This is a genomic window from Bradyrhizobium sp. Pha-3, assembly GCF_042258325.1.
GTDB classification, from domain to species: domain Bacteria; phylum Pseudomonadota; class Alphaproteobacteria; order Rhizobiales; family Xanthobacteraceae; genus Bradyrhizobium; species Bradyrhizobium elkanii.
Map to the genome: position 1 here is coordinate 3167817 of NZ_CP170151.1, position 24700 is coordinate 3192516.

Annotated in this window: 22 protein-coding genes; 13 read left to right on the top strand and 9 right to left on the bottom strand. The window is 65.4% G+C overall.

Annotation, left to right across the window (positions count from 1 at the left end; all coding sequences use genetic code 11):
* The first annotated feature begins 144 nt into the window (after positions 1-144).
* Genes ACE10X_RS14765 through ACE10X_RS14780 form a run of 4 tightly spaced genes read left to right on the top strand, consistent with a single transcriptional unit; the run spans position 145 to position 3371 of the window.
* Positions 145-978 (top strand): branched-chain amino acid ABC transporter permease, encoded by an 834-nt coding sequence (locus ACE10X_RS14765; RefSeq protein WP_016842864.1) that lies wholly within the window; start codon positions 145-147, stop codon positions 976-978.
* Positions 978-1955: a branched-chain amino acid ABC transporter permease gene (locus ACE10X_RS14770; protein ID WP_038387989.1), complete on the top strand. Its 978-nt coding sequence runs from the start codon at positions 978-980 to the stop codon at positions 1953-1955. Before ACE10X_RS14765 ends, ACE10X_RS14770 begins: the two co-directional genes overlap by 1 nt.
* Positions 1952-2683: an ABC transporter ATP-binding protein gene (locus ACE10X_RS14775; protein WP_028338762.1), complete on the top strand. Its 732-nt coding sequence runs from the start codon at positions 1952-1954 to the stop codon at positions 2681-2683. The genes ACE10X_RS14770 and ACE10X_RS14775 overlap by 4 nt, the downstream gene beginning before the upstream one ends.
* Positions 2667-3371, top strand: a complete 705-nt coding sequence (locus ACE10X_RS14780; protein ID WP_018270525.1) for an ABC transporter ATP-binding protein — start codon at positions 2667-2669, stop codon at positions 3369-3371. Before ACE10X_RS14775 ends, ACE10X_RS14780 begins: the two co-directional genes overlap by 17 nt.
* A gap of 176 nt (positions 3372-3547) precedes the next feature.
* Here ACE10X_RS14780 and ACE10X_RS14785 read toward each other — a convergent pair whose 3' ends face one another.
* Positions 3548-3823 (bottom strand): hypothetical protein, encoded by a 276-nt coding sequence (locus ACE10X_RS14785; RefSeq protein WP_018270526.1) that lies wholly within the window; start codon positions 3821-3823, stop codon positions 3548-3550.
* 33 nt (positions 3824-3856) lie between these two features.
* A complete protein-coding gene (locus ACE10X_RS14790) occupies positions 3857-4513 on the bottom strand; it encodes an aldolase (RefSeq protein ID WP_038387991.1) in 657 nt (218 codons plus the stop codon).
* Positions 4514-4709: 196 nt separating this feature from the next.
* Here ACE10X_RS14790 and ltnD point away from each other — a divergent pair, with 196 nt between their 5' ends.
* The 6 genes from ltnD (at position 4710) to ACE10X_RS14820 (ending at position 14314) form a co-directional block, all read left to right on the top strand.
* Positions 4710-5621 (top strand): L-threonate dehydrogenase, encoded by a 912-nt coding sequence (gene ltnD, locus ACE10X_RS14795; protein WP_038387992.1) that lies wholly within the window; start codon positions 4710-4712, stop codon positions 5619-5621.
* Between the two features lie 12 nt (positions 5622-5633).
* Complete coding sequence (gene otnI / locus ACE10X_RS14800) at positions 5634-6416, top strand: 2-oxo-tetronate isomerase (RefSeq protein WP_038387993.1); 783 nt, start codon at positions 5634-5636, stop codon at positions 6414-6416.
* Positions 6413-7702 carry a 3-oxo-tetronate kinase gene (gene otnK, locus ACE10X_RS14805; RefSeq protein ID WP_038387994.1) on the top strand — a complete coding sequence of 430 codons (1290 nt, stop codon included), beginning with the start codon at positions 6413-6415 and terminating at the stop codon, positions 7700-7702. Before otnI ends, otnK begins: the two co-directional genes overlap by 4 nt.
* A 170-nt stretch (positions 7703-7872) precedes the next feature.
* The gene (locus ACE10X_RS14810) at positions 7873-9564 is read left to right on the top strand and encodes a methyl-accepting chemotaxis protein (protein ID WP_038387995.1); all 1692 of its coding nucleotides are present in this window, start codon (positions 7873-7875) and stop codon (positions 9562-9564) included.
* Between the two features lie 381 nt (positions 9565-9945).
* Positions 9946-13125 carry an efflux RND transporter permease subunit gene (locus tag ACE10X_RS14815; RefSeq protein ID WP_375764282.1) on the top strand — a complete coding sequence of 1060 codons (3180 nt, stop codon included), beginning with the start codon at positions 9946-9948 and terminating at the stop codon, positions 13123-13125.
* Complete coding sequence (locus ACE10X_RS14820) at positions 13112-14314, top strand: efflux RND transporter periplasmic adaptor subunit (protein WP_038379444.1); 1203 nt, start codon at positions 13112-13114, stop codon at positions 14312-14314. Before ACE10X_RS14815 ends, ACE10X_RS14820 begins: the two co-directional genes overlap by 14 nt.
* Before the next feature lie 183 nt (positions 14315-14497).
* On the opposite strand, the gene ACE10X_RS14825 is transcribed toward ACE10X_RS14820, so the two are convergent.
* Together ACE10X_RS14825 and ACE10X_RS14830 are read right to left on the bottom strand one after the other, a co-directional pair.
* Positions 14498-16012, bottom strand: a complete 1515-nt coding sequence (locus tag ACE10X_RS14825) for an acetyl-CoA acetyltransferase (RefSeq protein ID WP_038388000.1) — start codon at positions 16010-16012, stop codon at positions 14498-14500.
* A gap of 194 nt (positions 16013-16206) precedes the next feature.
* A complete protein-coding gene (locus ACE10X_RS14830) occupies positions 16207-17340 on the bottom strand; it encodes a nitronate monooxygenase (protein WP_038388001.1) in 1134 nt (377 codons plus the stop codon).
* Between the two features lie 278 nt (positions 17341-17618).
* On the opposite strand from ACE10X_RS14830, the gene yghU reads away from it, so the two are divergent.
* A complete protein-coding gene (gene yghU, locus ACE10X_RS14835; RefSeq protein WP_038388002.1) occupies positions 17619-18494 on the top strand; it encodes a glutathione-dependent disulfide-bond oxidoreductase in 876 nt (291 codons plus the stop codon).
* Between the two features lie 67 nt (positions 18495-18561).
* Here yghU and ACE10X_RS14840 read toward each other — a convergent pair whose 3' ends face one another.
* The 5 genes from ACE10X_RS14840 to ACE10X_RS14860 form a co-directional block, all read right to left on the bottom strand.
* Positions 18562-18837, bottom strand: a complete 276-nt coding sequence (locus tag ACE10X_RS14840; protein WP_038388003.1) for a GNAT family N-acetyltransferase — start codon at positions 18835-18837, stop codon at positions 18562-18564.
* A gap of 13 nt (positions 18838-18850) precedes the next feature.
* Positions 18851-19468: a flavin reductase family protein gene (locus ACE10X_RS14845; protein ID WP_038388004.1), complete on the bottom strand. Its 618-nt coding sequence runs from the start codon at positions 19466-19468 to the stop codon at positions 18851-18853.
* Positions 19469-19737: 269 nt separating this feature from the next.
* Positions 19738-21012, bottom strand: coding sequence for an acyl-CoA dehydrogenase family protein (locus ACE10X_RS14850; protein WP_038388005.1), 1275 nt, complete (start codon positions 21010-21012; stop codon positions 19738-19740).
* Between the two features lie 160 nt (positions 21013-21172).
* Complete coding sequence (locus ACE10X_RS14855) at positions 21173-21550, bottom strand: VOC family protein (RefSeq protein ID WP_038388006.1); 378 nt, start codon at positions 21548-21550, stop codon at positions 21173-21175.
* A gap of 441 nt (positions 21551-21991) precedes the next feature.
* Entirely contained in the window at positions 21992-22774 is a 783-nt protein-coding gene (locus ACE10X_RS14860; RefSeq protein WP_038388007.1) for an SDR family NAD(P)-dependent oxidoreductase, read from the bottom strand.
* 151 nt (positions 22775-22925) lie between these two features.
* Between ACE10X_RS14860 and ACE10X_RS14865 the strand changes: the two genes are divergently transcribed.
* Entirely contained in the window at positions 22926-23717 is a 792-nt protein-coding gene (locus tag ACE10X_RS14865) for an enoyl-CoA hydratase/isomerase (RefSeq protein ID WP_304556536.1), read from the top strand.
* Entirely contained in the window at positions 23714-24700 is a 987-nt protein-coding gene (locus tag ACE10X_RS14870; RefSeq protein WP_038388010.1) for a phosphotransferase family protein, read from the top strand. The genes ACE10X_RS14865 and ACE10X_RS14870 overlap by 4 nt, the downstream gene beginning before the upstream one ends.

A 24700-nucleotide genomic window follows, 5' to 3' on the forward strand; every position in this document is an offset into this window, starting at 1 on the left:
ATTATATCGGAACGGAGCTCTGGATTCTTGTTGCGACGCGTTTTCCCAGCGCGAACCGATTTAGTTCGCTCGAAAACGCTATTGAGGGGACAGACGGCGGTGACAGCCGAGACCATTATCCAGAGTTTGGCGAGCGGCCTGTTGATGGGGCTGCTCTACGGACTGATCGCCGCAGGCCTCGCATTGATCTTCGGATTGATGGACGTCGTGAATTTCGCGCACGGCGAGTTCCTGATGATCGCGATGTACGCGACCTTCTTCCTGTTCGCGTTCTTCGCGATCGATCCCTTGCTCTCGGCGCCGCTGGTCGCCGCGGCGCTGTTCGTGTTCGGCGCGGTGGTCTATCTGTTGATCGTCCGCTTCGCGATGCGCGCCAAGGCCAATGCCGGCATGGTGCAGATCTTCTCGACCTTCGGCCTTGCGATCGTGATGCGGGGCCTCGCCCAGTTCTTCTTCACGCCCGACTACCGCAGCGTCACCAACTCCTGGGTCGGCGGCAAGACGGTGTCGATCGCCGGCATCTATCTGCCGGAGCCGCAGCTGATCGGCGCGATGCTGTCGATCGCGGCCTTCGTCGCGCTCTACTTCTTCATCAATCGCACCGATTTCGGCCGCGCGCTCGAAGCGACGCGCGAGGACGCCGGTGCGGTGGCGCTGGTCGGCATCGACAAGAACCGGGTGTTCGCGCTCGGCTGGGGCCTCGGCGCGGCGCTGGTCGGCCTCGCCGGCGCCATCATGGCGATCTTCTTCTACGTCTATCCCGATGTCGGCGCGTCGTTCGCCCTGATCGCCTACGTCACCGTGGCGCTCGGCGGCTTCGGCAGCGTGTTCGGCGCCTTTGCCGGCGGCATCATCGTCGGCCTGGTGGAGGCGACCACCGCGCTGATCCTGCCGCCGTCGCTGAAATCGGTCGGCATCTATGCCGTTTACCTGCTGGTCGTCTTCATCCGCCCGCGTGGCCTGTTCGGATCGATGTGATGGACACCCAGTTCGCCCAACGCCGCAGGCGTGACCTGATCGTGGCGGCCTGCCTCGCGGTGATCGCCGCGCTGGTGCCGCTGTTCGTCAAGGACGTCTACGTCCAGAACATCATGGTGCTGACGCTGATGTATGCGGCGCTGTCGCAGAGCTGGAACATCCTGTCCGGCTATTGCGGCCAGATCTCGCTCGGCCATGCGCTGTATTTCGGGCTCGGCGCCTATACCACCGCGCTCCTGTTCACCAAGTTCGGCGTGCTGCCCTGGTTCGGCATGCTGGCCGGCGGGGCGATCTCCGCCTTGATCGCGATGGCGCTCGGCTATCCCTGCTTCCGCCTGCGCGGGCATTACTTCGTGATCGCGACCATCGTGATCGCCGAGATCGCGCTGCTGTTGATCCAGAACTGGGATTGGGCCGGCGCGGCGCTCGGCATCGACATCCCGGTGCGCGGCGACAGCTGGCTGAAATTCCAGTTCACCCGCTCGAAGCTGCCTTACTTCTATTTCGCGCTGGCGCTGGCCTGCGTCGCCTGGTTCGTCACCTGGTGGCTGGAGGATTCCAAATGGGGCTATTGGTGGCGCGCGGTGAAGGACAACCCGGACGCGGCCGAAAGCCTCGGCGTGGTCGTGTTCAATTCCAAGATGGGCGCGGCGGCGGTCTCGGCCTTCCTCGTTGCGGTCGGCGGCAGCTTCTACGCCCAGTTCGTCTCCTACATCGATCCTGAAAGCGTGATGGGCTTCCAGTTCTCGCTGCTGATGGCGCTGCCCGCGGTGCTTGGCGGCATCGGCACGCTGTGGGGGCCGGTGCTCGGTGCCGTCATCCTGATCCCGCTCACCGAGCTGACGCGCTCGTTCATCGGCGGCTCCGGGCGAGGCGTCGACCTCATCGTCTACGGCACGCTGATTGTCGTGATCTCGCTGGCGCTGCCGCGCGGCCTGGTCAGCGTATTCTCCCTGCGCAAGGGAGCTGCACGATGACGGCGCTTCTGGAAACGCGTGGCGTCTGGCAGCGCTTCGGCGGCCTCGTCGCCAACAGCGACGTCTCGATTTCGGTCGGGCGCGGCGAGATCGTCGGCCTGATCGGCCCGAACGGCGCCGGCAAGTCGACGCTGTTCAACCTGATCGCGGGCGTGCTGCCGCCGACCCAGGGCTCGATCATCTTCGACGGCGAGGACGTGACAAAGCTGCCGGCGGCGGAACGCTGCCAGCGCGGCGTCGGGCGCACCTTCCAGGTGGTCAAGAGTTTTGAGACCATGACCGTGATCGACAACGTCATCGTCGGCGCGCTGATCCGCAACACCAAGATGCGCATCGCGCGGCAGAAGGCCTATGAGGTGCTGGAGTTCTGCGGACTTGCGGCGCGCGCCGACAAGCTTGCCGCCGACCTCGTCCCGTCCGAGAAGCGCCGGCTCGAGGTCGCCCGCGCGCTCGCCACCGAGCCGAAGCTGCTGCTGCTCGACGAAGTCCTCACCGGACTGACGCCGGTCGAGGCACAGACCGGCGTCGAGCTGGTGCGCAAGGTGCGCGCCACCGGCGTCACCGTGCTGATGGTCGAGCACGTGATGGAGATCGTGATGCCGCTGGTCGATCGCGCCATCGTGCTCAATCTCGGCAAGGTGCTGGTCGAGGGCAAGCCGACTGAGGTCGTCCGCAATCCGGAAGTCATTTCTGCCTATCTCGGGGATCGTCATGCTGTCGGTGCGTGAAGTCACCACCGCCTATCAGGGCCTGGTTGCGATCTCCTCGGTGTCGATCGACGTCACCAAGGGCGAGATCGTCTGCGTCGCCGGCGCCAACGGCGCGGGCAAGTCGACATTGCTCAAGTCGATCGCCGGTGCCGAGCGGCCGCGCGCAGGAACCGTCACCTTCGACGGCAAGCGTATCGACGGCCAGCCGCAGCACGTCATCACATCAAGCGGCATCGCCTACGTGCCGGAGAACCGCCGGCTGTTTCCGCGGCTGTCGGTGCGCGACAATCTGCGGCTCGGCAGCTATCTCTATCGCAGCCAATCCGACCGCGACGCGCCGCTCGATCTGGTGTTCAAGCTGTTTCCGCGACTTGGCGAACGGCTCGACCAGCGTGCCGAGACCTTGTCCGGCGGCGAGCAGCAGATGCTCGCGATCGGCCGCGCGCTGATGACGCGGCCGCGGCTTCTGATGCTCGACGAACCGTCGCAGGGCATCATGCCGAAACTGGTCGACGAGATCTTCCAGGCCGTGAAGCGCATCCGCGACGCCGGCATGACGGTGCTGATCGTCGAGCAGCGCATGGCCGAATGCCTCGAGATCGCCGACCGCGCCTACATCCTGCAGACCGGCCGCGTGCTGATGCAGGGCACCGCCGCCGAGATCAGCGGCAATCCGGATGTGCGCAAGGCGTATCTGGGGCTGTAGCGACGGAATATCTCTACGCTCGCACCTCCAGCGACAAAGGCTTCGCCTTTGCGCGGGGATGACGCCAGTGTATGTGGTGCGCGCTGTCCAGCCCGTAGCCCGGATGAGCGCAGCGACATCCGGGGCGTCTCGCATATCGCTGCGCTCATGCGGGCTACTGAACCAGCCCACGCTGCCTACTTGCCCTCGTCGATCTTTTCGACCTTGGCGGCGAGGTCCGGCACGCGGCTGACGCGATAGGTGGCGTTGCTGCAGGTCAGCGTCCAGGCCTCGTTGTCGGGCTTGGAGAGCTTGTCGTCCCGTTCGGCCTTGAGCGGCTTGTCGCAAGGATAGCCCTGCGCGCGCAGCTGGGTTGCCAGCATGCCTTGCAAGGTCTCTTCGGTCCGTGCGTCGGACGCCGCAAGGCCAACGGCGAACGGAACCGCTAACGCCAAGCCTGTGAACCTCATCATGACTGTCTTCCGCATATCGATCCTCCGCTTGATCTAGTGAGGGTGATCCGGCAGCACGAGCCCGAACGTCCTTGTCAAATCCGCCACCTGGTCGGGCGACAAATAGCGCGGGTTCAGCCCGCGCAGCAGCAGATAGAGCTTTGCGGTTTCCTCGAGCTCCTCGGTCGCGAACACCGCCGCTTCCAGCGTATCGCCCGACACCACGGGACCATGATTGGCGAGCAGCACCGATGAATATTTCCCGGCCAGCCCCCGGATCGCATCGGCAACGGCGGGATCGCCGGGGCGATAATAGGGCACCAGCGCGGTCTGGCCGCACTTCATGACGTAATAGGCCGTCATCGGCGGCAGCGCGGCGCGCGGGTCGATCTCGGGCAGCATCGAGAGCGCGACGGAATGGGTCGAGTGCAGGTGCACCACGGCGCCGGCGGAGGGGCGCGTCTGGTAGAGCGCGGTGTGCAGCGGCACTTCCTTGGTCGGGGCGCCGCCGGAGACGAGCCGGCCGTTGCCGTCGAGCCGTGACATTTTCGCCGGATCGAGGAAGCCGAGCGAGGCGTTGGTCGGCGTCACCAGCCAGCCGCCGTCGTCGAGCCGGACGCTGATATTGCCCGAGGACCCCGGCGTCAGGCCGCGCTCGAACAGCGAGCGGCCGAAGCGGCAGATATCCTCACGAAGCTTTGTTTCGCTCATCCGGTTTCGCTCGTGGCGCCATCTTCGGCGCTATCCGTTTTCCGCTTTGTCTCATGCTTTGGCAGCGCGGCCAAGCCGTGATAGGCAAGCAGCAACGAGTGTGAACCGGACCCGGAAGGCCGCGCTGGCGCAAAGTGGCAGCCGGTTTTCCGAAAAGGTCATGCTCAAACAACTAAAAATGTTCAGGGATCGCCACATGTCCAGTTCCGCACCATCACGTGTCGCCGTCATCGGGCTGGGCTCGATGGGATACGGCATGGCGACCTCGCTCAGGCGGGCCGGTTTCGAGGTGACCGGCTGCGACGTGTCGGCCGATGCGGTGGCGCGCTTCGTCGCCGACGGCGGCAAGGGCGCCAGGTCGCCGGCCGAGGCGGCCAAGGATGCCGACATCGTCGTCAGCGTCGTCGTCAACGCCGCGCAGACTGAAGGGATCCTGTTCGGCAAGGACGGTGTCGCCGAGACCTTGGCCAAGGACGCGGTCTTCATCTCCTCGGCGACCATGGACCCCGATATCGCGCGGCGCCTCGCAAAACAGCTCGAGGCGACCGGGCGGCATTATCTCGACGCCCCGATCTCCGGCGGCGCGCAACGCGCGGCGCAGGGCGAATTGACAATTCTCGCCTCCGGCAGTGCGGCGGCGTTTGCGAAGGCGCGGCCGGCGCTGGATGCGATGGCGGCCAAACTCTACGAGCTCGGCGATGCCGCGGGGCAGGGTGCTGCGTTCAAGATGATCAACCAGCTGCTGGCCGGCGTGCATATCGCGGCCGCCTCGGAGGCGATCGCCTTTGCCGCCAAGCAGGGCCTCGACATCCGCAAGGTCTATGAGGTGATCACCGCTTCCGCCGGCAATTCCTGGATGTTCGAGAACCGCATGCCGCATGTGCTCGACGGCGACTATGCGCCGCGCAGCGCCGTGGAAATTTTTGTGAAAGACCTCGGCATCATCCAGGACATGGCGCGCAATGCACGCTTCCCGGTGCCGGTCTCGGCCGCCGCCTTGCAGATGTTCCTGATGACGGCGGCCGCCGGCATGGGCCGCGACGACGATGCGTCGGTGGCGCGGATGTATGCGCAGGTTACCGGCACCAAGCTTCCAGGCGAGAAATAAGAGGATCCTGCAATGCCCCGTTTTGCCGCCAACCTCACCATGATGTTCAACGAGGTCCCGTTTCTCGACCGCTTCGAGGCGGCGGCGAAAGCGGGCTTCACCGCGGTCGAGTTCCTGTTTCCTTACGACCATCCGGCCGAGGAGGTCGGCAAGCGGCTGAAAGGCAATGGGCTGACGCAGGCGCTGTTCAACTTGCCGCCGGGCGACTGGAACGCCGGCGAGAAGGGGTTTGCCGCGCTGCCCGATCGCTTCGCCGACCTCCAGCAAAGCCTGAAGACCGCGCTGCCCTATGTGCAGGCGACCGGCGTCAAGCGGGTGCATCTGATGGCGGGAATAGCCGACCGCAGCGATGCCACGGCGGTCGCCGCGTTTCGTAAATCGGTCGCCCATACCGCGGAGTTCTTCGCGCCGCACGGCCTCGACCTCGTGATCGAGCCGATCAATCCGCGCAACGTGCCCGGCTACTTCCTCAACGACTTCATCTTCGCGCGCGACCTGATCAACGAGCTCAAGATTGCGAACCTGAAGCTGCAGTTCGACATCTACCACTGCCAGATCATCCATGGCGACGTCACCATGCGGCTGCGCGAGATGATGCCGATCATTGGCCACATCCAGATCGCGTCGATCCCATCGCGCAACGAGCCCGACGGCGAGGAGCTGAACTATCCGTTCCTGTTCGGCGAGCTCGACCGGCTCGGCTATGGCGGCTTCGTCGGCTGCGAGTACAATCCGCGCGGCAAGACCACCGACGGTCTCGCCTGGTTCAAGCCCTATGCCGGAGTGAAGCCGTGACAGCAGCCGGAAAACTGTCTCTTGGCTGCGTCGCCGACGACTATACCGGCGCCTCCGACCTCGCCAACACGCTGACCCGCGCCGGCCTGCGCACGGTGCAGACCATCGGCGTGCCTGCGGACGATCTCGCGCTGCCCGAGGTCGACGCCGTCGTGGTGTCGCTGAAGAGCCGCTCGATCGAGGCCGGCCTCGCCGTGACGCGTTCGCGCGCAGCGGAGGCCTGGCTGCGCGGCCGCGGCGCCAAACATATCCTGTTCAAGATCTGCTCGACCTTCGATTCAACCGATGCCGGCAATATCGGCCCCGTGATGGACGCGCTGCGCGCCGATTCCAGGGATGCCATCGTGCTGGTGACGCCGGCATTCCCGGAGACCGGCCGCACCGTCTACCAGGGCAATCTGTTCGTCGGCTCGGTGCCGCTGAACGAGAGTCCGCTGAAGGACCATCCGCTCAACCCGATGCATGATTCCAATCTGGTTCGCGTGCTGGCGCGGCAAAGCACGACCAAGGTCGGCCTGGTCGATCTGGCGACGCTGAGCCGTGGCGCGGACGCCGTCCGGGCAAAGCTCGCCGAGCTCACGCAAAGCGGCATCGGCGCCGCCATCGTCGATGCGGTGTTCGACCGCGACCTCGAGACTATCGGGCAGGTCGCGCTGGATCACCGTCTTTCAGTCGGCGCTTCCGGGATCGGGCTTGGCCTGGCGCGGGCGCTGGTCGCCACGAGCAAGGCCAAACCGGACACCGCGGATGCAATGCTGGCGACGCCGGTCGGCGGCCCGGCGGCGTGCCTTGCCGGCAGTTGCTCGCAGGCGACCTTGCGCCAGATCGCCAACGCCGAGAAGGTGATGCCGGTCCTGCACCTCGATCCCGAGCGGGCGGTCGCCGGCAAGGACGAGGCGCAGCGCGCGCTCGCCTGGGCCGGAGACCGGCTCGGGGCGGGGCCGATCCTGATTGCGAGCAGCTCGACCCCGGATGAGGTGGCAGCTGTGCAATCCCGTCATGGTCGCGATGCAGCCGGGCATGCCATCGAACAGGCGATGGCCGACATCGCGGATGGTCTGGTGCAGTCGGGCGTGCACAGGCTGGTGGTCGCCGGTGGTGAAACTTCGGGCGCCGTGGTCGATCGCCTGCGCATCCCGGGATTCCTGGTCGGCGCGGAAATCGCCGCCGGCGTGCCGGTTCTGCGAGCGGTCGGCGCCGGGAGAGGCGAGATGGTGCTTGCCCTGAAATCAGGCAATTTCGGCGGACCGGAGTTTTTCTCGGATGCGCTGGCATTGATGCCTTGATGCGGCTGGCGCGCATCATGCCACGGTGTCGAACAGCGTCTCAGTAGTTCAACGGGGGACCAAATTAACCCTACTTAAGGAGGGGGGCTGGCTTTGATGTCTGCGGCGTCCCGCCGCGCCCCCAGCCATTCGATCGGGCTTCGCGAGCCCGATATCCAAGAGACCCCACGATGTTCGCCAAATTCTCGATCCGCGCCAAGATTATTGCCGTGGTTGCGTTCCTGCTTGTCGCGATGACCGGCATGGGCCTGCTCGCGGTCGTGAATTTACGGTCGATCAATGCCAACACCGTCGACATCACGACAAGCTGGCTGCCGAGCGTGCGTGCGCTCGGCGACCTGCGCGCCGGCGTCATCACCTATCGCAACGTGATCCGCGAGCACATGCTGTCCGAGACGCTGGAGGACAAGCTCGCGCAGGAAAAGACCCTCGCGACCGTGGTCGACGCCAACACCAAGGTCCGCGCGATCTATGAGCCGCTGATCGCGTCGCCCGACGAGCGCGCGCTCTACAATCAATGGGTCGATGCCTGGACCCGCTACAAGAAGGGCACCGAGGAGGTGATGGCGCTGTCGCGCAGGGATGTCGGCAAGACCCAGCACGAAGCGCATGAGCTGAACGCCAAGACCGTGAACAAGATCGGCCTCGAGGCCGACGAGATCCTGCGCAAGGACATCGAGCTCAACAATGCCGGCGCCGACAAGGCGGCGCAGGAGGCGGCAAACAGCTACGCGTCTGCCGTCATGCTGCTTGCGATGATCCTTGGCGCCGCCATCATCGTCGGCGTCGCCGTCAGCTTCCTGATGATCCGCGACGTCTCGGCCGGCATCGCCTCGATCGTGAGCCCGATGCAGGCGCTGGGCCGCGGCGACCTGACCGCAAACGTGCCGCATCAGGGCGAGAAGACCGAGATCGGCGCGATGGCCGATACGCTGCACGTGTTCAAGGAAGCCCTGGTCGCCAAGAAGGCGGCCGATGAAGCCGCGGCCGCCGACGCCGAAGCCAAGATCGAGCGCGGCCGCCGGGTCGATACCATCACCCGCAATTTCGAACAGATGATCGGCGAGATCGTGCAGACCGTGTCGTCGGCCTCGACCCAGCTCGAAGCCTCCGCCGGCACCTTGTCGTCGACCGCCCGGCGTTCGCAGGAGCTGACCACGTCGGTTGCCGCTGCGTCCGAGGAGGCCTCGACCAATGTCCAGTCGGTGGCGTCGGCGACCGAGGAGCTGTCGTCGTCGGTGACCGAGATCAGCCGCCAGGTCCAGGAGTCGGCGCGGATGGCCGGCGATGCCGTCGGCCAGGCGCGCACCACCAACGATCGCGTCAGCGAGCTGTCGAAGGCCGCCGCGCGGATCGGCGACGTCGTCGAGCTGATCAACACCATCGCCGGCCAGACCAATCTGCTGGCGCTGAACGCCACCATCGAGGCGGCGCGCGCCGGTGAGGCCGGCCGCGGCTTCGCCGTGGTGGCGTCCGAGGTGAAGGCGCTGGCCGAGCAGACCGCCAAGGCGACCGGCGAGATCGGCCAGCAGATCGCCGGCATCCAGACCGCGACCCAGGAGTCGGTCGGCGCGATCAAGGAAATCTCCTCGACCATCGAGCGGCTGTCGGAGATCTCGTCCACCATTGCCGCCGCGGTCGAAGAGCAGGGCGCGGCGACGCAGGAAATCTCCCGCAACGTGCAGCAGGCGGCGCAGGGCACCCAGCAGGTCTCGGCCAACATCACCGACGTCCAGCATGGCGCCAACGAAACCGGCTCGGCGTCGAGCCAGGTGCTGTCGGCGGCCCAATCACTCTCGGGCGACAGCAGCCGCCTCAAGGTCGAGGTCAGCAAGTTCCTCGACGCCGTCCGCGCCGCCTGATACGGCGGCGCCGCTCGGGCGGCCGCCATCCTTCGCGTAACCGATGCCGACGTGGTGGGCTGACCCGGCCCACCACGTTTTACATTTTCGCAGAGCAGCGATGCGTTAATCTCGCGTCGGCCGAAATAGCGTCCTCAGCGGGCTCGCATTCGCAGCAGAGCCGTCTCTTTTTGACGACGATCCGCGCGCGATCGGCGGCACAGCGCCCGGCATGGCCGATCGGAGCGCGCAGCCTCACGCACTATGCCGAGGAAGTGAAAGCCGCCGCGGCTCCGCGGGTTGGCGTTTTGCCCGCCATCGGGTAAATCGGCCGCTGCGGAACGACTTTTGCAATGTCGATTACTCTGCCTGGGCGGGCTTCATTTCGGGAATGCTTGTTTTATGATCGCACTGGTCCGTATCGCGCTGAGCCGGCCATATACTTTCGTCGTGCTCGCGATCCTGCTGCTGATTATCGGACCGCTGGCGGCGTTGCGCACGCCGACCGACATCTTCCCGGACATCCGCATCCCCGTGATCGGCGTGGTCTGGCAGTACACTGGCCTGCCGCCGGACCAGATGTCCGGCCGCATCACCACGCCGTTCCAGCGCGCGCTGACCACGACCGTCAACGACATCGAGCACATCGTCGCCAATTCCTATAACGGCGTCGGCATCATCAAGATCTTCTTCCAGCCCAACGTCGACATCCGCACCGCCAATGCGCAGGTCACCGCGATCTCGCAGACCCTGCTCAAGCAGATGCCGCCAGGCGCGACCCCGCCGCTGATCCTGAACTACAGCGCCTCGACGGTTCCGATCATCCAGGTCGCGCTGTCGGGCGAGGGCCTGACCGAGCAGAACCTCGCCGATATCGGCATCAACCAGCTGCGCACGCCGCTGGTCACGGTGCCCGGTGCTGCGATCCCGTATCCGTTCGGCGGCAAGCAGCGCCAGGTCCAGATCGACCTCAATTCGACTGCGCTGCAGGCGCGCGGCCTGTCGGGCCAGGACGTTGCCAACGCGCTCGCCGCACAGAACCTGATCACCCCGGTCGGCACGCAGAAGATCGGCAATTTCGAATACACCATCAACCTCAACAACTCGCCGCTGCGGCTCGAGGAGCTCGGCGACCTGCCGATCAAGCAGGTCAACGGCGCGATGGTCTATGTGCGTGACGTCGCCTCGGTCCGCGACGGCAACCCGCCGCAGACCAACATCGTCCATGTCGACGGCAACCGCTCGGTCTTGATGATGGTGCTGAAGGCCGGCGCCACCTCGACGCTCGATATCATCTCCGGCATCAAGCAGAAGGTGATCGAGGTCAAGGACCAGATGCCGGATGCGCTCAAGATCGGCTTCATCGGCGACCAGTCGGTGTTCGTCCGCGGCGCGATCACCGGCGTCGCCTTCGAGGGCGTGATCGCCGCGCTGCTCACAAGCATCATGATCCTCTTGTTCCTCGGCAGCTGGCGCTCGACAGTCATCATCGCGGTGTCGATCCCGCTGTCGGTGCTCGGGGCCATCATCATGCTGTCCCTGATCGGCGAGACGCTGAACATCATGACGCTCGGCGGCCTCGCGCTCGCGGTCGGCATCCTGGTCGACGACGCCACGGTGACGATCGAAAACATCAATTATCACCTCGAGCAGGGCAAACCGGTCGAGCAGTCGATCCTCGACGGCGCCAACCAGATCGTGACGCCGGCCTTCGTCTCGCTGCTCTGTATCTGCATCGTGTTCGTGCCGATGTTCTTCCTCACCGGCGTGGCGCGCTTCCTGTTCGTGCCGATGGCCGAAGCGGTGATGTTCGCGATGATCTGGTCGTTCATCCTGTCGCGCACCTTGGTGCCGACCATGGCGAACTATTTGCTGCAGGCGCATGTGCATCATGAGGGCGCGCCGCCGAAGTCGCGCAATCCCCTGGTCTGGTTCCAGCGTGGCTTCGAGGCGCGGTTCGAGCGCATCCGCAGCGGCTATCGCGGCCTGCTCGCGATGGCGCTCGGTCACCGCACGGTGTTCGTGAGCTGCTTCCTCGCGGTGGTCGCGGCGTCGTTCCTCTTGGTGCCGTTCCTCGGGCGCAACTTCTTCCCGTCGGTCGATGCCGGCAACATCCTGATGCATGTCCGCACCCAGGTCGGCACCCGCGTCGAGGAGACCGCCAACCAGCTCGCCGACATCCAGAAGGCGATCCGCAAGCTGGTGCCCGGCGAGATCGAGACCATGACCGACAACATCGGCATGCCGATCTCCGGCATAAACATGACCTACAACAACACCGGCGTGATCGGTCCGCAGGATGGCGACATCCAGATCCGCCTGAAGGAAGGCCACAAGCCGACCGAGGAGCACGTCCGCACATTGCGTGAGCAATTGCCGCGACTGTTCCCGGGCACCAGCTTCGCGTTCCTGCCTGCCGACATCGTCAGCCAGATCCTGAACTTCGGCGCGCCGGCGCCGATCGATTTGCAGATCCGCGGCGCCAATCTCGATGCCAACTTCGCCTATGCCAACAAGCTGCTGGCCGGGATCAAGCGCATCCCCGGCATCGCCGATGCGCGGATCCAGCAGTCGCCGAACAACCCGACCTTCAACATCGATGTCGACCGCACCCGCGCGCAATATGTCGGCCTGACCGAGCGCGACGTCACCAACTCGCTGGTGGTCAACCTCGCCGGCTCCTCGCAGGTGGCGCCGACCTATTATCTCAATCCCGACAACGGCGTGTCGTATTCGATCGTGATGCAGACGCCGCAATACCAGATCGACTCGCTGAGCGCGCTGCAGACGCTGCCGATCACCGCGACCGGCAACACCCAGGCGCCGATCCTCGGCGGCATCGCCGACATCAAGCGCGCGACCTCGAGCGCGGTGGTGTCGCAATATGACATCCAGTCGCTGGTGCAGATCTACGCCACGACGCAAGGCCGCGATCTCGGCGGCGTCGCGACCGACGTGCGCAAGCTGATCGCCGACACCGCCAAGGAGGTGCCGAAGGGCTCGTCCGTGGTGCTGCTCGGCCAGGTGCAGACCATGAACTCGGCCTTCACCGGCCTCTTGTTCGGCCTGCTCGGCGCCGTCGTGCTGATCTACTTCCTGATCGTCGTGAACTTCCAGTCCTGGTCGGACCCGTTCGTGATCATCACGGCGCTGCCCGCAGCGCTCGCCGGCATCGTCTGGATGCTGTTCACGACGGAGACCACGCTGTCGGTTCCGGCGCTCACCGGCGCCATCATGTGCATGGGCGTGGCGACCGCCAACAGCGTGCTCGTGATCAGCTTCGCCCGCGAGCGCTATGAGGAACTCGGCGATCCCGTCGCGGCGGCCCTGGAAGCCGGCTTCGTCCGGTTCCGCCCGGTGCTGATGACCGCGCTCGCCATGATCATCGGCATGGCGCCGATGGCGCTGGGGCTGGGCGAGGGCGGCGAGCAGAACGCGCCTTTGGGCCGGGCCGTGATCGGCGGCCTGATCTTCGCCACCTTCGCGACGCTGATGTTTGTTCCCGTGGTATTCAGTATGGTACACAAGAAGCAAGGCGCCAAAGCCGGCGCCTCATCGGAGATTCCGCATGCCGCCCACTGAACAGCGCCCCCCGGTCTCACGCCGGAAGCTGGGCATCTTCGGCGTGGTGGCCTTGGTCGGGGCGGGCCTGATCGTCGGCACCGGGATCCGCGCCCGTGAGGAACAGGACACACGGCTGAAGGAATGGACCGACGACCAGGCCATTCCGACCGTCGCGGTGGCGCTGCCCAATGCCAAGGCGCTGAGCCCCACGATCGACCTGCCGGGCCGGCTCGAGGCCTATTCCCGCGCGCCGATCTATGCCCGGGTGTCCGGCTATCTCAAGAACTGGGACGCCGACATCGGCGCCCGCGTCAAGGCCGGCCAGGTGATCGCCGAGATCGAGGCGCCCGACCTCGACCAGCAATTGCTGCAGGCGCGCGCCGATCTCGCCAGCGCCCAGGCCTCAGCCAAGCTCTCCGAGGCCACGCTGAACCGGCGCAAGACGCTGGTGGCCTCGAACTTCGTCTCCGCCCAGGAGATCGACGAGCGTACCGCCGACCTCTCCAACAAGAACGGTGCGGTCAAGGCCGGCCAGGCCAATGTCGAGCGGCTGGAAGCGCTCGCCGGTTACAAGAAGATCACGGCGCCGTTCGACGGCGTGGTGACCTCGCGCGACACCGACGTCGGCGCGCTGATCAACGCCGGCGGTAACTCGGGCCCGGCGATGTTCACGATCTCGGACATCACCAAGCTGCGCGTCTATGTCAACGTGCCGCAGAATTACGTCCCGGCGATCAAGATCGGTGCCAAGGCCACGCTGGCGCTGCCGGATTACCCGAACCGCACCTTCCAGGCGACGGTGGAAGCCTCCTCGCAGGCGGTCGATGTCGCCTCCGGCACGACGCGAATGCAGCTCGGGCTCGACAATTCCTCCGGCGAATTGATGCCAGGCAGCTATGCCAGTGTGAAGCTCAATTTGCAGCGCGAATCCACGCCGCTCAGCATTCCCGCCAGCGCGCTGATCTTCAACAGCAGCGGCCTGCGGGTCGCAACCGTCGGTCCTGACGACAAGGTGCTGTTCAAGACCGTGAAGATCGGCCGCGACCTCGGCAAGGAGATCGAGATCGCCACCGGCCTCGCGCCCGACGACCGCATCATCACCGCCCCGCCGGACGGACTCGCCGACGGCGACCATGTCCGCGTCACCGGTGCCGGCGCCAAGGGCAAGCCGACCACGGCGTCCGAAAAGCAGGACGTGAAGGGGTAGGGGAGGACGGGTAAGTTCGTTCCTGCCTCTCACCTCAAGCCGCTTGCTCTGCCGTCATCCTGAGGTGCGCGCCCTTGCGCGCCTCGAAGGATGGGATCACGACGCTGTTCGCAGCCCATCCTTCGAGGCTCGCTCCGCTCGCACCTCAGGATGACGGCGGATTTTGCGGCGTGGCAGGAATTGTTACCCCACCCGCCATTCCAGCATGCCATCGCCGGCGGTGACGATGTTGCCAGTGGTACCGACTGGCGTGCGATCCATGTCCTGCAGATAGGCCAGCGTTGCCGTGTCGCTCGCCGGGATGCGGCCGAGCGTGCGGCGGCCGTCCTCGGTGCGCAGCATGGTGACGCCGTGCTCGACCTCGCCATTGGCGCGATAGATCACCGTGAAGGCCTCGACCTTACCTTTCCCCGCAGCTTCCGTGGTGAAGTCGGGCACGTTGCGCCTGTTGCGGTCGGCCTCCGCCTGCACGGACGTGTCCTGCTTGAGCGCGACGTTCGGCGCCGCGCGCGACAGCACGAGGCCATGATGTTTGGTGACGAAGCCGCCCTGGCCATAGAGCAGGCCAAGCGTGCCGCTGCCGCGGAGCTTGCGCACCATCGCGCAGGCCGAATGCGTCATGTAGGTGTTGAGCGGTGCGCCGAAGAACGTGAGACCCCCCGTCACGGTCGGCTGCACGTCGGACCCAAGGCCGAGCGTCCGGCGCGCCATCTTCGGCACGCAGGGGAAGCAGCTGTACAGCTCGATCGCGTCGAACTTTTTCCCATCGCCGCCGGCGAGATCCATCACCGCCTTCAGCACCGCGGTCTGCGCGTGGCTTTCGACGAACTGATCGCGGATCAGATAGTCGCGCGGCTCTTCCGCCGAGGCGCCTCCGAGCGGATAGATCAGCTTTTCCTCCGGCACGCCGGCCGCGCGCGCTTTCGCGAGGCTGGTCAGGATCAGCGCGCCGCCCATGTTCACCGTCGGGTTCGCCACCATCAGTTTTGTATACGGCCAGGCGATCATCCGGTTGTCGGGCGTGGCCGTGGTGATCTCGTCGCCGGTAAATCTCTTCTTCAGCCACGAGTTCGGGTTGTCGGCGGCAACGCGCGCATAGGTCGACCACAGGTCGCCGGATTCCCTCAGCGCTTCGCGCGGCGTCTGGCCCCAATGCGCCGATGTTGCGGACTCATAGAGCGGATAGACCGTGATCGGCCTGAACACGCCGAGCGCAACGGCCATCGGTTTCTGGAACGCGGCGCCGCGCTTCGGCTCCTCCACGTCGTGCGCGAACGGCGTCCACGGCAGCTCCACGCCGGCGCGCTGCGCCTTGGTCGCGGTCGACTGCGCCTCCGCGCCGCAGACCGCGGCAACGCTGCATTCGCCGCGCGCGATGCGTTGCGCAGCCTCGTGCAGGTAGCGGATCGGGCTCTCGCCGCCGACCGGGCCGTAATAGAGATGCGAAGGCTGAATGCCGAGCCGCTGCGCCAGCTGCTTCTCGGGATCGCGGTAGCGCCAGCTCAGGAAGTTGACGATGTCGAGCGACTGCAGGTCGGAGAGCAGCTTGGCGCCGCTGTCGGCCTCGGCGCGCTTCAGTGCCTCCTCCAGCAAGGTGAGCGGCTCGAGGCCGGCGGCGATGTCTTTCGGACGATCGACGATCTCGCCGACGCCGACGATGACGGGAATGCGGTCTTCGGGGATGTGAGATGTGGTCATTTCTTCTTGCTTTAGTTGTTAGTTCTTCGTCACGCCGTCGCCCTTCGAGGCCTTCGCTGCGCTACGGCACCTCCAGCGACAACGGCTTCGCCGTTGCGCGGGGGCGACGGCTGCAGGCAAACCGTTATCCTGAGGTGCGAGCCTTGCGGTGCACTTGCACCGCTGGGCGAGCCTCGAAGGATGGGCCACGTACTCTACTCCGCCACCAGCGCGTTCATGTGCTCGACGGCTTCGACAAATTCTTCCTTGAACTCCTGCACCACGGCGCCAGCCGACTTCACGCTGTCGATCAGGCCGACACCCTGGCCGACGAAATAGCTGACGAGATCGCGCGCCTTCTCATTGCCGGCCGCAGCGGCGCGGTCGATCGCGTTGAAAGCGTCGCGGCTGATGATGCTTTGCAGCGGCATCGGCAGCGCGCCGGGGCTTTCCGGCGAGCGGTCCCACGCGTCGGTCCAGACCGAGCGGAGCTGCCGCGCCGGCTTGCCGGTGCGGCCCTTGGAGCGGATCGCGTCGCGCGAGGAGGCCGCGATCATCTTCTCGCGGAAGATCTCCGAGGTCTCCGACTCCACCGTGGCCAGCCACACCGAGCCGGTCCACGCGCCGGCCGCGCCCATCGCCATGCAGGCCGCCATCTGGCTGCCGGTCATGATACCGCCGGCGGCCAGCACCGGCACGTCGCGGATCTTTTTGACCGCCTTGATCACCTCGGGCACCAGCACCATGGTCGAGACCTCGCCGCAATGGCCGCCGGCCTCGGTGCCCTGCGCGACCAGGATATCGACGCCGGCCGCGACCTGGCGCAGCGCGTGCTCCTTGGAGCCGACCAATGCTGCCACCGGCACACCATGCTTGCGCCCCATCTCGATCATCGCCTTCGGCGGCACGCCGAGCGCATTCGCGATCAGCCTGATCGGATGCCGGAACGAGACCTCAAGCAGTTGCAGCGCGGTCTCGGCGTCGAACGGCTGCGGCTGGTTGTCGGCGACGTTGCGGCTGGTCAGCTCGATATCGTATTTCTTCAAGAGATTGCGGGTGAAGTCGCGATGCTCCTGCGAGACGCGCGCCTCGAGGCTCTTCCAGGTGACGTTCTTCTCGCCCGCGGTCGAGATGTTTTCGGGGATCAGCACGTCGATGCCATAGGGCTTGCCGTCGACATGCGCGTCGATCCACTTCAACTCCTGCTCCAGCGTCTCCGGCGAATGCGCGGTTGCGCCGAGCACGCCGAAGCCGCCGGCGCGGCTGACCGCCGCCACCACGTCGCGGCAGTGGCTGAAGGCGAGCAGGGGGAAGTCTATCCCCAGCATGTCGCAGATCGGTGATTTCATGGACTGGTTTTCTCCCGGCGGCTGCTTCTTGTGCTTGTTGGCGTCAGCCCCTGCAACGCTAGCGCATCACGGTCAGCGAAGCCAAGCGGGTTTCGGCCACGGCGATCTTGCGTGCAGGCGCTGCTCCGGCTGCATCCCTCGCGGTGCATTCCGCTGGATAGAAAATGCGATCGCGCGGGGTGGGCAAAGTGCAGCCTGCGCACCATCTAGTGCGGACATGGGATGGGCACGGCGGCCGCCGCGCCACCCGGCAAGAACATGAATCGGGAGCCAACGACGTGAATGACATTCCTGCCTATGAGCCGCCGAAAGTCTGGACCTGGAACAAGGAGAGCGGCGGGCGCTTCGCCAGCATCAACCGGCCGATCGCCGGTCCCACCCACGACAAGGAACTGCCCGTCGGCCGCCATCCGCTGCAACTCTACTCGCTGGCGACGCCGAACGGCGTGAAGGTCACCGTGATGCTGGAAGAGCTGCTGGCGGCGGGTCACAAGGGCGCGGAATACGACGCCTGGCTGATCAAGATCGACGGTAACCAGTTCGGCAGCGGCTTCGTCGCGGTCAACCCGAATTCGAAGATCCCGGCGCTGATGGACCGCAGCGGGAAGGAGCCCATCAGGGTGTTCGAGTCGGGCTCGATCCTGGTGTACCTCGCGGAAAAGTTCGGCGCGTTCCTGCCGACCGACGTCAAGACCCGCGCCGAAACCTTCTCCTGGCTGTTCTGGCAGATGGGCGCCGCGCCGTATCTCGGCGGCGGCTTCGGGCATTTCTATGCTTATGCGCCGACCAAGATCGAATACGCCATCGACCGCTTCGCGATGGAGGTGAAGCGCCAGCTCGACGTGCTCGACCGCCGGCTTGCCGACAACGAGTATCTCGCGGGCGATGTCTACACCATCGCGGACATGGCGGTGTGGCCCTGGTACGGCAGCCTTGCCAAGGGCCTGCTCTATGGTGGCGGCGAATTCCTCTCGGTGCAGGACTACAAGAACGTGCAGCGCTGGACCGATGCGATTGCGGCAAGGCCGGCGGTGAAGCGCGGCCGCATGGTCAACCGCACCTGGGGCGAGCCGTCGAGCCAGCTCCACGAGCGGCATGAGGCCAGCGATTTCGAAACGAAGACGCAGGACAAGGTCGAGCAGGCCGCATCGTAACGAAACGCATCATGGCCGGGACAAGCCCGGCCATGACGATGACACGCTTTGCCAACCTGCCCTGCGATCACCCCAACAGGTCATCATACTCCGGATGCTTCTTCATGAAGCCCTGGATGAATTCGCACTTCACCACGAGTTTGATGCCTTGCGCGCGTACCGCATCCAGTGTGGCACGGGCGAGCTTTGAACCGATGCCGCGGCCGCCGAGCTCCGGAGGCACTTCGGTATGAACCAGCGTGATCGTATCCGGCGTCTTGCGGTAGACCACGAAGGCGGTGGCGCCATCGACGGCGAGCTCGAACCGGCTCTGCGCTTCGTTGTCGCGGAATGTTTCGCTCATTGTCTTGTCCTTGTTATTTCGTCTTTGCGCCCTCGGCCGCGGGAAACACCACGCGGTCGTCGGTGCGGCAGTAGCGGTCGGCGAACATGCGGCCGATCGGGTGGTAGCGCTCCATGTGGACGCGCATCGCCTCGCGGTCCCACAATTCGTCGCGGATGTGGAAATGGATGCCTTCGCCCATGATGAGCTGGCGGTCGCCATTGACGTCGATCAGCTTCCAGGTCTTGCACTCCATCGCGAACGGCGCATCCGCAAGCCGGGGCACCGCGATCCTGCTCGACGGCGCGAGCTTCAGGCCGAGATAATCGGGCTCGCCGATCTCGAGCGGGAAATCGCCCGAGGTCTCATGCATCGCGCGCGCCAGCGGCTCGTCGGTGAGGTTGACCACGAATTCGCCGAGGCGCTGGATGTTGACCAGGGTGTCCTTCTCGCGGCCGTCCGGCCTGCGGTTGACCGCGAACATGCAGAGCGGCGGGTCCTCGCAGAACACGTTGAAGAACGAGAACGGCGCGGCGTTGACCACGCCACCCGTGCTCGTGCTCGTCACCCAGGCGATCGGCCGCGGCAGCACGAAAGAAGTCAGCACCTTGTAGCGTTCGCGCTGGCTCAGGTCGCTGGGGGAATATTCCATAATGGTCATTCCGAAAGGCGTAGGGCGGGTTGGCGCAAGGGTAACCTGCCGCCGACGGTTCGCAAAGCAAAAGGCGGGACACGCTTGCGCGAACCCGCCTTGCAGACTTGCTTCCTTACCTCGCCCCGCTTGCGGGGAGAGGTCGTATCGCATCGAAGATGCGATATGGGTGAGGGGGAGCCTCCGCGAGTCCTTCTCTCACCGTCTTCGAGGAGGCTGCCCCTCACCCCAACCCTCTCCCCGCGAAGAGCGGGGAGAGGGAGAGGTCTTTACGACATACTCAGCTCGTGGCGGCCGACCACCATCCAGTGCACCTCGTCCGGACCGTCGGCGAAGCGGAGATGACGGACGTCCTGGTACATTTCGCCGAGCGGGGACCACTGCGAGATGCCGGTGGCGCCATGCATCTGGATCGCCTGGTCGATCACCTTGCAGGCGCGCTCGGGCACCATGGCCTTGACCATTGAGACCCAGACCCGGGCTTCCTTGTTGCCGAGCACGTCCATCGCCTTGGCCGCCTTCAGCACCATCAGCCGCATCGCCTCGATTTCGCAGCGCGCCTGGGCGATGATCTGCATGTTGCCGCCGAGATGGGCGATCTTCTTGCCGAACGCCTCGCGGGTCAGGCCGCGCTGCACCATCATGTCGAGCGCCTTCTCGGCCTTGCCGATGGTGCGCATGCAGTGATGGATGCGGCCCGGTCCGAGGCGGACCTGCGAGATCTCGAAGCCGCGGCCTTCGCCGAGCAGCATGTTCTCCTTCGGCACCTTGCAATTGTTGAAGCGCAGATGCATGTGGCCGCGCGGCGCATGGTCATGGCCGAACACGTGCATGGGCCCGAGGATCTCGACGCCGGGGGTGTCGATCGGCACCAGGATCTGCGACTGCTGCTTGCTCGGCGCGGCGTCGGGATTGGTCTTCACCATCACGATCATGATCTTGCAGCGCGGATCGCCGGCGCCGGAGATGTAATACTTCTCGCCGTTGATCACCCACTCGTCGCCGACGAGCTTTGCGGTGGTCGAGATGTTCTTGGCGTCGGAGGAGGCGACGTTCGGCTCGGTCATCGCATAGGCCGAGCGGATCTCGCCGTTGAGCAGCGGCTTCAGCCACTTCTCCTTCTGCGCCTTGGTGCCGACGCGCTCCAGCACCTCCATGTTGCCGGTGTCGGGCGCCGAGCAGTTCATCGTCTCGGAGGCCAGCGGGCTCTTGCCGAGCTCGGCGGCGATGTAGGCGTAGTCGAGGTTATTGAGGCCTTCGCCGGTTTCGGCGTCGGGCAGGAAGAAGTTCCAGAGGCCGACTTCCTTGGCCTTGTCCTTGGCCTTCTGCAGGATCGCGAGCTGCTCGTCCGTGAAGCTCCAGCGGTTGGTCTTCTTCTCGCCGGCGCGATAGAACTCGACCGACATCGGGTCGACCGTGTCGCGGATGAACTGCTTCACATGATCGTAGAGCGGGCGGACCTTGTCCGACATCCGCAGGTCATTGAGCTCGTCGCCCGGATTGAGCGTGTAGTTCGTGGTCCGCGGCACATAGGCATGTTTCATTGTCTTTTCTCCCTCGCGAAGGCGCGTTTCGCGGCGGACAATAGACGCGTGCGGCGCGAAGCGCGAGCACGGATTTTCCGGTCACCTCTACCGCATCGCGGAATTTAGCGACGGCGTTTCAAACGTTGTTTGAACGCCGCCGCGGACGACGCGCGGATCGTCAGACCATCCGGTGCATCGCGCAGATCTTGTTGCCGTCGAGATCGCGCAGATAGGCAAGGTAGAGCTTCACGCCAGAACCTTCCCGTACACCCGGCGGGTCCTCGCAAGGCTTGCCGCCATTGGCGACGCCGGCCGCGTGCCAGGCATGGACCTGCTCCGGCGAAGAGCAGGCAAAGCCGATCGTGCCGCCATTGGCGTGCGTCGCCGGCTCGCCGTTGATCGGCTTGGAAACCATGAAAATGCCGGCCTTGGTCAGGTACATGATGCGGTGACCATCGACCCGGGCCGGCCGGACATCGAGCGTGCCGAGCAGCGCATCATAAAACGCCTTGGCCTTGTCCAGATCGTTGGTGCCAACCATCACGTGTGAAAACATCTGAAATATCCTCCCTGCTTGTTAAAAGCCGCTTCATTGCGTCCCTTGCGGCTCAAACGCTAGCAGCAGTTTTGCCACGACGGAAGCGACGCTGCGTCGCGCGTTGTTCTACCCGTCACTCTCCGGCCGTCATTCCGCGCTACGCAACTGCGCATCCCCGCGCTACGCTGCGATCGGCACCGGGCCTTCCCTGCGCCCTCTGCTTTGGAGGAGGGCAAGTAAGGCAAGACTCGGACGCAGCAGCGCCGCGACGATGTGGATGTATGATTCAAGCTCTCGCCACATATTCAGTGTCGTCCCGGCGAAGGCCGGGACCCATAACCACCGATGTCATTTGTGGTGCGATGCTGGTACGACGAGTCCCGTTCACAACACCCGCCGCGGCGTATGGGTCCCGGCCTTCGCCGGGACGACGGCAATGAATGTGGAGGCGGGCAGTCTTCAGAACGCCGTGTACCCGCCGTCGATCACAAAGCAATCCGCCGTATGATAGGACGACGCCTTGCTCATGAGGTAGACGGCGATGCCGCCGAAGTCGCTCGGCTCGCCGAAGCGGCGTACCGGGATGCGCGGCATCACATTGGCGACGAACTTGTCGTTGGCCATGATGCCGGCGGTCATGTCGCTCTTGATCCAGCCGGGCAGGATCGCGTTCGCGGTGACGCCGTGGCGCGCGAGTTCGACGCCGAGTGCGCGGCACAGCGCGTTCAGCGCCGCCTTGGTGCCGGCATAGTGCTCGTTGCGCGCGGTGCCGAACAGCGAGGCGAGGCTCGAGGTCGCGACCAGCCGGCCGAACTTATCGCCGGCCTCGGCGCGGTCGGTCATGTGGCGTGCCGCAGCCTGGAATACGTGAAACACGCCGTCGAGATTGGTCGCGAACATCTTGCGCCATTCTTCCTCGGTGCGGTCGATGAAGGCTCTTCGTCCGCCGCCGCCGATGCCGGCATTGGCGAAGCAGCCGTCGACGCGGCCGAAGGTGTCGAGGGTTGCCTTCATCGCGGTCTTGACCGAGCCGGGATCGCTGACGTCGCAGAATTGCGTCGCGACCTTGCCGGGGCCGGCCTTCATCGAGGCCGCGGCGTTGGCGTTTTTTTCCGCGTTGCGTCCCCAGATCGAGACGTTGCAGCCGGCGGCGTTCAGCGCCTGCGCGATGCCGAGGCCGATGCCGCCATTGCCGCCGGTGATGACAGCGACGCGGCCGGTGAGATCGAAGATGCCACTCATTGGGGTTTCCATTTGGTTTGGTGCGCGCTAATCACGCGTTCACGGATGGGCTTGCCGCCGACCATGGACAAGCCCGGCACAAAAATCAAATATGGGTCGAAGCATCGACCTACCGCGGTACCAACCGCCGAAACAAGGTGAAGAGGAAACCATGCAGTTCAAACACGTCACGCTCGACTTCGACGGATCGGTCGCGATCCTCAGGCTCGACCACCAGGAAGTCATGAACGCGGTCTCGATCGACATGCTCGGCGGGCTTGCCGAGGCACTCGATGCGATCGACGACAAGCGCGACGAGGTGCGCTGCCTGGTGATCACGGGTGCCGGCCGCGCCTTCTGCACCGGCGCCAATCTGCAGGGCCGCAACCAGCAGAAGCTTGGCAAGAGCAATGCCGGCGCGGCGCTGGAGACCGCGTTCCATCCGTTCCTGCGCCGATTGCGTAAGCTGCACTGTCCGATCGTGACGGCGGTGAACGGGCCGGCCGCCGGCGCCGGCATGAGCTTCGCCCTGATGGGCGACATCATCCTGTGCGCGCGCTCGTCCTATTTCCTGCAGGCGTTCCGCCGGATCGGCCTGGTGCCGGATTGCGGCTCGACCTGGCTGTTGCCGCGGCTGATCGGCAAGGCGCGCTCGGTCGAGCTGTCGCTGCTCGGCGAGCGGCTGCCGGCCGAGAAGGCGCTGGAGTGGGGCCTCGTCAACCGCGTCTATGACGACGGCGCGCTGATGGAGGAGACCATGAAGCTCGCGCATGACCTCGCCAACGGCCCGACGGTCGCGCTGTCGCTGATCCGCAAGCTCTATTGGGACAGCCCGGAAAATACCCTCGAGGATCAGCTCAATCTGGAATTCGAGTCGCAGCGCATCGCGGGCAGCGCCGAGGATTTCAAGGAAGGTGTCACCGCATTCCTCGAGAAGCGGCCGGCGAAGTTCAAGGGCAAATGATCGAGACCGAACTCACCCGCTGCGTCGCCTCGTTTCACCCAGGGGCAACCGGCGTCACCGGCGCGGCAAAACTCTCCGGCGGCGCCAGCCAGGAGACCTGGACGTTCGACATCGTGCACCCGAACGGCACTATCGGCGCGATCCTGCGCCGCGCGCCGCCGGGCTACGGCGCCGCGCCGGGCCGCGCCGCCGGCCTCGATGCCGAGGCGACGCTGATGCAGCTCGCGCATGACGCGGGCCTGCCGTCGCCGAAGGTGATGCATGTCTTGAGGCCGGAGGACGGCCTTGGCCGCGGCTTCATCATGGCGCGGGTTGAAGGCGAGACCATCGCGCGGAAAATTTTGCGCGACGAGGAATTTGCGGGCGCGCGGCCGATTCTCGCCCGCCAGCTCGGCCGCGTCATCGCCGGCATCCACGGCCTGCCGCAGGCCAAACTGCCGAAGCTCCGCAGCCTGACCGCGACCAGGGAGATCGAGGATCTCTCCCGCGAGTATTACAGCTTCAACTGGCCGCGGCCGGTGTTCGAACTCGCGCTGCGCTGGCTGCGCGATCACGATCCCGGTCCGTCGTCGGAGACGACGCTGGTGCATGGCGATTTCCGCCATGGCAATCTGATCATCGGCCCCGAGGGGGTGCGCGCGGTGCTCGACTGGGAGCTCGCGCATACCGGCGATCCCATGGAGGATCTCGGCTGGATCTGCGTCAACTCGTGGCGCTTCGGCGAGATCGACAAGCCGGTCGGCGGCTTCGGCACACGCGAAGATTTGTTCGCGGGCTATGCAGAAGCCGGCCGCAAGGCCGACCCCGACCGCGTGATGTTCTGGGAAGTGATGGGCACGCTGCGCTGGGGCGTGATGTGCTGCGGCATGATGCAGCGCTTCCGAAGTGGCCCGGATCACTCGATGGAGCGCGCGATGATCGGGCGGCGCGCGTCGGAGACGGAGATTGATCTGCTTAGGCTACTCGCACCGAGAGGTCGTTGA

Coding starts and splice junctions, on each gene's coding strand:
- ACE10X_RS14840 (WP_038388003.1), bottom strand. CDS start 18,837: ATGAGCGAAACATTCCGCGACAACGAAGCGCAGAGCCGGTTCGAGCTC.
- ltnD (WP_038387992.1), top strand. CDS start 4,710: ATGTCCAGTTCCGCACCATCACGTGTCGCCGTCATCGGGCTGGGCTCG.
- ACE10X_RS14825 (WP_038388000.1), bottom strand. CDS start 16,012: ATGACCACATCTCACATCCCCGAAGACCGCATTCCCGTCATCGTCGGC.
- ACE10X_RS14860 (WP_038388007.1), bottom strand. CDS start 22,774: ATGAGTGGCATCTTCGATCTCACCGGCCGCGTCGCTGTCATCACCGGC.
- ACE10X_RS14815 (WP_375764282.1), top strand. CDS start 9,946: ATGATCGCACTGGTCCGTATCGCGCTGAGCCGGCCATATACTTTCGTC.
- ACE10X_RS14845 (WP_038388004.1), bottom strand. CDS start 19,468: ATGGAATATTCCCCCAGCGACCTGAGCCAGCGCGAACGCTACAAGGTG.
- ACE10X_RS14790 (WP_038387991.1), bottom strand. CDS start 4,513: ATGAGCGAAACAAAGCTTCGTGAGGATATCTGCCGCTTCGGCCGCTCG.
- ACE10X_RS14855 (WP_038388006.1), bottom strand. CDS start 21,550: ATGTTTTCACACGTGATGGTTGGCACCAACGATCTGGACAAGGCCAAG.
- ACE10X_RS14775 (WP_028338762.1), top strand. CDS start 1,952: ATGACGGCGCTTCTGGAAACGCGTGGCGTCTGGCAGCGCTTCGGCGGC.
- ACE10X_RS14780 (WP_018270525.1), top strand. CDS start 2,667: ATGCTGTCGGTGCGTGAAGTCACCACCGCCTATCAGGGCCTGGTTGCG.
- ACE10X_RS14830 (WP_038388001.1), bottom strand. CDS start 17,340: ATGAAATCACCGATCTGCGACATGCTGGGGATAGACTTCCCCCTGCTC.
- ACE10X_RS14870 (WP_038388010.1), top strand. CDS start 23,714: ATGATCGAGACCGAACTCACCCGCTGCGTCGCCTCGTTTCACCCAGGG.
- ACE10X_RS14820 (WP_038379444.1), top strand. CDS start 13,112: ATGCCGCCCACTGAACAGCGCCCCCCGGTCTCACGCCGGAAGCTGGGC.
- ACE10X_RS14785 (WP_018270526.1), bottom strand. CDS start 3,823: ATGATGAGGTTCACAGGCTTGGCGTTAGCGGTTCCGTTCGCCGTTGGC.
- ACE10X_RS14850 (WP_038388005.1), bottom strand. CDS start 21,012: ATGAAACATGCCTATGTGCCGCGGACCACGAACTACACGCTCAATCCG.
- otnI (WP_038387993.1), top strand. CDS start 5,634: ATGCCCCGTTTTGCCGCCAACCTCACCATGATGTTCAACGAGGTCCCG.
- ACE10X_RS14770 (WP_038387989.1), top strand. CDS start 978: ATGGACACCCAGTTCGCCCAACGCCGCAGGCGTGACCTGATCGTGGCG.
- ACE10X_RS14865 (WP_304556536.1), top strand. CDS start 22,926: ATGCAGTTCAAACACGTCACGCTCGACTTCGACGGATCGGTCGCGATC.
- ACE10X_RS14810 (WP_038387995.1), top strand. CDS start 7,873: ATGTTCGCCAAATTCTCGATCCGCGCCAAGATTATTGCCGTGGTTGCG.
- ACE10X_RS14765 (WP_016842864.1), top strand. CDS start 145: ATGGGGCTGCTCTACGGACTGATCGCCGCAGGCCTCGCATTGATCTTC.